Source organism: Oceanicola sp. S124, from assembly GCF_000220565.1.
Classification (GTDB): domain Bacteria; phylum Pseudomonadota; class Alphaproteobacteria; order Rhodobacterales; family Rhodobacteraceae; genus Pseudooceanicola.
Window position 1 is genome coordinate 1 of record NZ_AFPM01000303.1, and the last position, 5,885, is coordinate 5,885.

General features: G+C 64.6%; 5 protein-coding genes. 4 read left to right on the plus strand and 1 reads right to left on the minus strand.

All coding sequences use genetic code 11. The features are described from left to right. Nucleotides 1-27: 27 nt before the first annotated feature. On the minus strand, nucleotides 28-945 hold the full coding sequence (locus OS124_RS0120470; protein WP_010141840.1) for a LysR family transcriptional regulator: 918 nt from the start codon (nucleotides 943-945) through the stop codon (nucleotides 28-30). Between the two features lie 167 nt (nucleotides 946-1,112). Here OS124_RS0120470 and chvE point away from each other — a divergent pair, with 167 nt between their 5' ends. From chvE to OS124_RS0120490, 4 genes are all read left to right on the plus strand, one after another. After that, the gene (gene chvE / locus OS124_RS0120475) at nucleotides 1,113-2,165 is read left to right on the plus strand and encodes a multiple monosaccharide ABC transporter substrate-binding protein (RefSeq protein WP_010141841.1); all 1,053 of its coding nucleotides are present in this window, start codon (nucleotides 1,113-1,115) and stop codon (nucleotides 2,163-2,165) included. A gap of 111 nt (nucleotides 2,166-2,276) precedes the next feature. Beyond that, on the plus strand, nucleotides 2,277-3,830 hold the full coding sequence (mmsA, locus tag OS124_RS0120480; protein WP_010141843.1) for a multiple monosaccharide ABC transporter ATP-binding protein: 1,554 nt from the start codon (nucleotides 2,277-2,279) through the stop codon (nucleotides 3,828-3,830). 11 nt (nucleotides 3,831-3,841) lie between these two features. Further along, nucleotides 3,842-5,035, plus strand: a complete 1,194-nt coding sequence (mmsB, locus tag OS124_RS0120485) for a multiple monosaccharide ABC transporter permease (RefSeq protein WP_010141844.1) — start codon at nucleotides 3,842-3,844, stop codon at nucleotides 5,033-5,035. Nucleotides 5,036-5,182: 147 nt separating this feature from the next. Next, nucleotides 5,183-5,885, plus strand: a 703-nt coding sequence (locus OS124_RS0120490; RefSeq protein ID WP_010141845.1) for a dihydroxy-acid dehydratase domain-containing protein, incomplete at its 3' end; no start/stop codon positions are given.

The following is a 5,885-nucleotide window of genomic DNA, read 5'->3' on the forward strand; positions in this document are numbered from 1 at the left end:
ACCTTCGCCCCCGCAGGGGGCGAAACCCTAGAGCCGCCGCAGCACCTCTTCCAGCACCCGTTCGGTGGCGCGGGGCAGTTGCTGGCCCCGGTTGGCAAGGATGAAATAGGGCGAGACGGTGATCCGCTCGGCCAGGTCCAGCACCACTAGCCTTGCGCCCAGGCTCTCGCCGGTGAGGATCTCGGCCACCTCCTCGGACTGCGGCGCGATCACGTCGGAATGGGCCAGCAGCGAAAGCACCACCAGCAGCGACGAGGAGTTCGACACGTTGCCGGGGACCGGAGACCCGGATTGCAGGTAGGCGGCCTCGACGGCCTGACGGATGGGCGAGCCCCTCTCCTGCATCACCCACTCGAACCCCGCCACCGCCTGAAGCGGCAGGTTCTCCCGACCTGCCAGAGGGTGGCTGTCGCGCACCATCAGGGCCACGTTTTCCGAGCGCGCCGGGTAGACGTGGAACTCGTGGCTGTCCTGATCGGGCAGCAGGCGGGCGATGACGAAGTCGAACCGCCCCTCGCGCAGGCCGCGGACCAGTTGCACCGAGGGGCCGACTTCGATCGTCGCCTCGATGCCGGGGCTTTCGGCCTTCACCTTGAGCAGGGCGGGCATCAGGAATCCCATGGCCGGGCCGGTCACCGCGCCGACGCGAATCTCGCCCGCCTGGCCCTCGGCGATATTGCCGACCTCGGCCTGCAGGGTGGCCAACTCGAGGAGAATCACCCGGACGTGGCGCAGGAAGGTCTGGCCAAGGGGCGTGGGTTCCATCCAGCGGGCATGGCGGATGAACAGCGGCGCGCCCAGCTCGGTCTCGACATCGGCCAGCATGCGGCTGGCGGCGGGTTGCGACATCGCCAGGGCCTCGGCCGCGAGGTGCAGCTTCTGGCGCCGGGCGATCTCATCCACCAGACGGAAGTGTACGGGCTTGAGGCGTTTCGTCAGATCCATCCGGCCTGCCTAGCACGAGTCATAACACTTGAGGTATGAAAATCAGCATAAATAGAATTTTACAGGTATGATATGTTAGGGCTACCCAAGGCACGGTTGAGGAGACCAACCAGATAATGCGGCCCCCCGGACGTCCCGGCAAACCGGCCGCTAACGTGGAGGAGATCATGACTCTCAAGACTCTCGCGGCCACCACGGCCGCCGCTCTCGTGTTCGCAACCGGCGCCTATGCCGACGGTCTGATCGGCATCGCCATGCCGACCAAGTCCTCGGCTCGCTGGATTTCGGACGGCAACTCGATGCAGGAGCAGCTCGAGGCTGCCGGCTACGAGACCATCTTGCAGTATGCAGAAGACGACATCCCGAACCAGGTTGCGCAGATCGAGAACATGATCACCCGCGGCGTGGACGTGCTGGTGATCGCGGCCATCGACGGCACCACGCTGTCGAACGCGCTGGAGAACGCCTACTACGCGGACATCCCGGTCATTTCCTACGACCGCCTGATCCGTGACAGCGAATACGTCAGCTATTACGCCACCTTCGACAACTTCCAGGTCGGCGTGCAGCAGGCAACCTCGCTGGTCGACGGCCTGAAGGAGCGCTTCGGCGACGGCCCCTACAACGTCGAGCTCTTCGGTGGCTCGCCGGACGACAACAACGCCTACTTCTTCTACAATGGCGCCATGTCCGTGCTGGATCCGCTGATCGAGGACGGCACCGTCAAGATCGTGTCCGGCCAGACCGGCATGGACACCGTCGGCACCCTGCGTTGGGACGGTGCGGTTGCACAGGCCCGCATGGATAACCTGCTGTCCGCCTACTACACCGACGAACAGGTCCACGGCGTGCTCTCGCCCTACGACGGCCTGTCCATCGGCATCCTGTCCTCGCTGAAGGGCGTGGGCTACGGCTCGGGCGACATGAAGATGCCGATCGTCACCGGCCAGGACGCCGAGCTGCCCTCGGTGAAGTCCATCATCGCCGGCGAGCAGTACTCGACCGTCTTCAAGGACACCCGCGAACTGGCCGGCGTGGCCGTCGACATGGTCGAGGCGCTGGTCGAGGGCACCGAGCCCGAGATCAACGACACCGAGACCTACGACAACGGCGTGAAGGTCGTTCCCTCCTACCTGCTCGAACCGGTCCTCGTGGACAGCTCGAACTGGAAGGAAATCGTGGTCGACAGCGGTTACCACCCCGCCGACGCCTTCGAATAAGGCCGGGTCAGACCCCCGTCCGACTGCTGCCGGTCGCAAGGCCGGCAGTTCAGGATCCGCCTGCATCCTCCGCAGGCGGATCTCCCCTCAAAGACTGCAGAAGGCAAAGCCATGACTTCTTTGCTTGAAATGCGCTCCATCACCAAGGAATTCCCAGGCGTGAAGGCCCTCGACAACGTCAATCTGACGGTCGGGACGGGCGAGATCCACGCCATCTGCGGCGAGAACGGCGCCGGGAAGTCCACGCTGATGAAAGTGCTCTCCGGCGTCTATCCCGCCGGTACCTACGATGGCGAAATCCACTACGACGGCAAGCTGGCCCAGTTCTCGGACATCAATGACAGCGAAGACCTCGGGATCATCATCATCCACCAGGAGCTGGCCCTGGTGCCGCTGCTGTCGATTGCCGAGAACATCTTCCTCGGCAACGAGCGCGCGAAGAATGGCGTGATGGACTGGCGCGAGACCTTCCGCCTGACCGAAGACCTGCTGAAGAAGGTCGGCCTGTCCGAGAACCCCGGCACGCTGATCGACAGCCTCGGCGTCGGCAAGCAGCAGCTGGTCGAGATCGCAAAGGCGCTGTCCAAGGACGTGAAGCTGCTGATCCTGGACGAGCCGACCGCGGCTCTGTCCGAGCATGACAGCCAGGCCCTGCTGGACCTGATGCTTGAGCTGAAGGCCCAGGGCGTCACCCAGATCATCATCAGCCACAAGCTGAACGAGGTCCGCCGGGTGGCCGACAGCGTGACGGTGATCCGCGACGGCTCGACCGTTTCGACAATGGATGCGCGCAAGGAAGAGATCACCGAGGACCGCATCGTGCGCGACATGGTGGGCCGGGACATGTCCGACCGCTATCCGCCGCGTCCGCACCGCGCGGGCGAGATGCTGATGGAGGTCGAGGACTGGAACGTCTGGCACCCCGAGCATGCCGACCGGCAGGTGATCAGGAATGCCTCGTTCAACGTCCGCGCCGGGGAGGTCGTCGGCATCGCGGGTCTGATGGGTTCGGGCCGGACCGAGCTTGTCATGTCGATCTTCGGCAAGAGCTACGGCAAGAACATCTCGGGCAGCGTGAAGATGCACGGCCAGCCGGTCGATGTCTCGACCGTCGGCAAGTCCATCGGCGCGGGCCTGGCCTATGTCACCGAGGACCGCAAGTCGCTGGGCCTGATCCTGGAAGAGACCATCCAGAAGAACGTCACCCTGGCCAACCTGCCCGGCGTGTCGAAATCCGGCGTCATCAGCCAGGGCGAAGAGACCCGCGTCTCCGAAGAGTACCGGCAGGCGATGAACATCCGCACGCCCTCTGTCTTCCAGAAGGTGATGAACCTCTCGGGGGGCAACCAGCAGAAGGTGGTGCTGTCGAAATGGCTCTTCTCGGGGCCCGAGGTGCTGATCCTGGACGAGCCGACGCGCGGTATCGACGTCGGCGCTAAGTTCGAAATCTACAACATCATCAATGACCTGTCCGAACAGGGCAAGGGCGTGGTGATGATCTCCTCCGAGATGCCCGAACTCTTGGGCATGTGCGACCGCATCTACGTGATGAACGAGGGCGCGCTGGTCGGAGAGCTGACGGCGGCCGAGGCCAGCCAGGAAAAGATCATGTCGATGATCGTCACCGATGTCGTCGACGAGCCCGCCCTGGGCGGCGCGGAATAGGAGAGCGGAACGTGGAACTCGCTGACAAGAACACCGACGGCGCGGGCAAGAGCCTGGGCGCCTATCTCGCCGGCCACCTGCGCGACTACGGCCTGCTGGTCGCGCTGATCGCCATCATGCTCTTCTTCCAGGTGGTGACCGGGGGCACGCTGCTGAAGCCGGTCAACATCACCAACCTGTTCCTGCAGAACAGCTACATCATCATCATGGCGCTCGGGATGCTGATCGTCATCGTGGCGGGGCATATCGACCTCTCGGTCGGCTCCGTGATGGGGTTCATCGGCGCGCTGGCAGCGGTGATGATGGTCAACTGGGACTGGCCTGTCTGGATGACCATTCCGGTCTGCCTGGTCGCAGGGGCCGCAATCGGCGCCTGGCACGGCTACTGGGTCGCCTACTGGCGGATCCCGGCCTTCATCGTCACCCTGGCGGGGATGCTGGTGTTCCGTGGCCTGTCGCTCTGGCTGTTGGAAGGCCAGTCCATCGGCCCGTTCGAGCGTAGCTTCCAGGCGCTGTCGACCGGCTTCATCCCCGATATCATCGGCATGAAGCGGCCCAATGGCACGGCGCTGATCGCCGGCGCCCTGGCGGTGATCCTGATCGTCTGGATGGGCCTGAACCAGCGGGCGCGCAACCGCAAGTACGGCATGGATGACGAACCGACGATGTTCTTCGTGGCGCGCAACGTGATCGTCTGCGGCGCGCTCTTCTACGTGATGTACAAGCTGGCCTGGTTCCGTGGCCTGCCGAACGTGCTGATCTCGATGGTGGTGCTGACCGTGGTCTATGCCTTCATCACCGAGAACACCACGCTGGGCCGCCGCATCTATGCCCTCGGCGGCAACGAGAAGGCCGCCAAGCTCTCGGGCATCAAGACCGAGAAGCTGACCTTCCTGGCCTTCGTCAACATGGGCATGCTGGCCGCGCTGGCGGGGCTGATCTTTGCCGCCCGCCTCAACACCGCCACGCCGAAAGCCGGCTTCGCGGTCGAGCTCGACGTCATCGCCGCCGTCTTCATCGGCGGGGCCTCCATGTCCGGTGGCTCGGGCAAGATCATCGGGGCGGTGGTCGGCGCCTTCATCATGGGCGTGCTGAACAACGGCATGTCGATCATGGGCATCGGCATCGACTACCAGCAGGTGATCAAGGGCCTGGTGCTGCTCGCCGCCGTGTTCTTCGACGTCTACCAGAAGAACAAGGGCTGAGGCCTGTTCCGGGGTGGGATCCCTCCCACCCTACGCAGGCCCCGGGGCCTGCCCCCGGTCGGGCGACCAAACGCCCGCTGCAAGCGTAGGGTGGGTGCAACCCACCTTCGCGAAGTGTGTTCAAACTCTAGTCACGGACCCAGTGCAATGACGTTCAAACCTGCCGAATGGCCCCGCAAGCTACGGTCTCAGGAATGGTATGGCGGCAACTCGCGCGACACGATCTACCATCGTGGCTGGCTGAAGAATCAGGGCTATCCGCATGATCTCTTCGACGGCCGCCCGATCATCGGCATCATGAACACATGGTCCGACCTGACCCCCTGCAACGGCCACCTGCGCGAGCTGGCCGAAAAGGTGAAGGCGGGCATCTGGGAGGCCGGAGGCTTCCCGGTCGAGGTGCCCGTGTTCTCGGCCTCGGAAAACACCTTCCGTCCGACCGCGATGATGTTCCGCAACCTCGCCGCCCTCTCGATCGAGGAACAGCTGCGCGGCCAGCCCATCGACGGCGCGGTCCTCATGGTCGGCTGCGACAAGACCACCCCCTCGCTGCTGATGGCCGCCGCCTCCTGCGACGTGCCCTCGATCGTCGTCACCGGTGGCCCGATGCTGAACGGCTACTTCCGCGGCGAGCGCGTCGGCTCGGGCACCCACCTGTGGAAGTTCTCCGAGGCCGTGAAGGCCGGGGACATGACCCAGGAGGAATTCCTCGAGGCCGAGCAAGGCATGTCGCGCTCGTCCGGCACCTGCAACACCATGGGCACCGCCTCGACCATGGCGTCGATGGCCGAAGCCCTGGGCATGGCGCTGTCGGGCAATGCCGCCATCCCGGCGGTCGATAGCCGCCGCC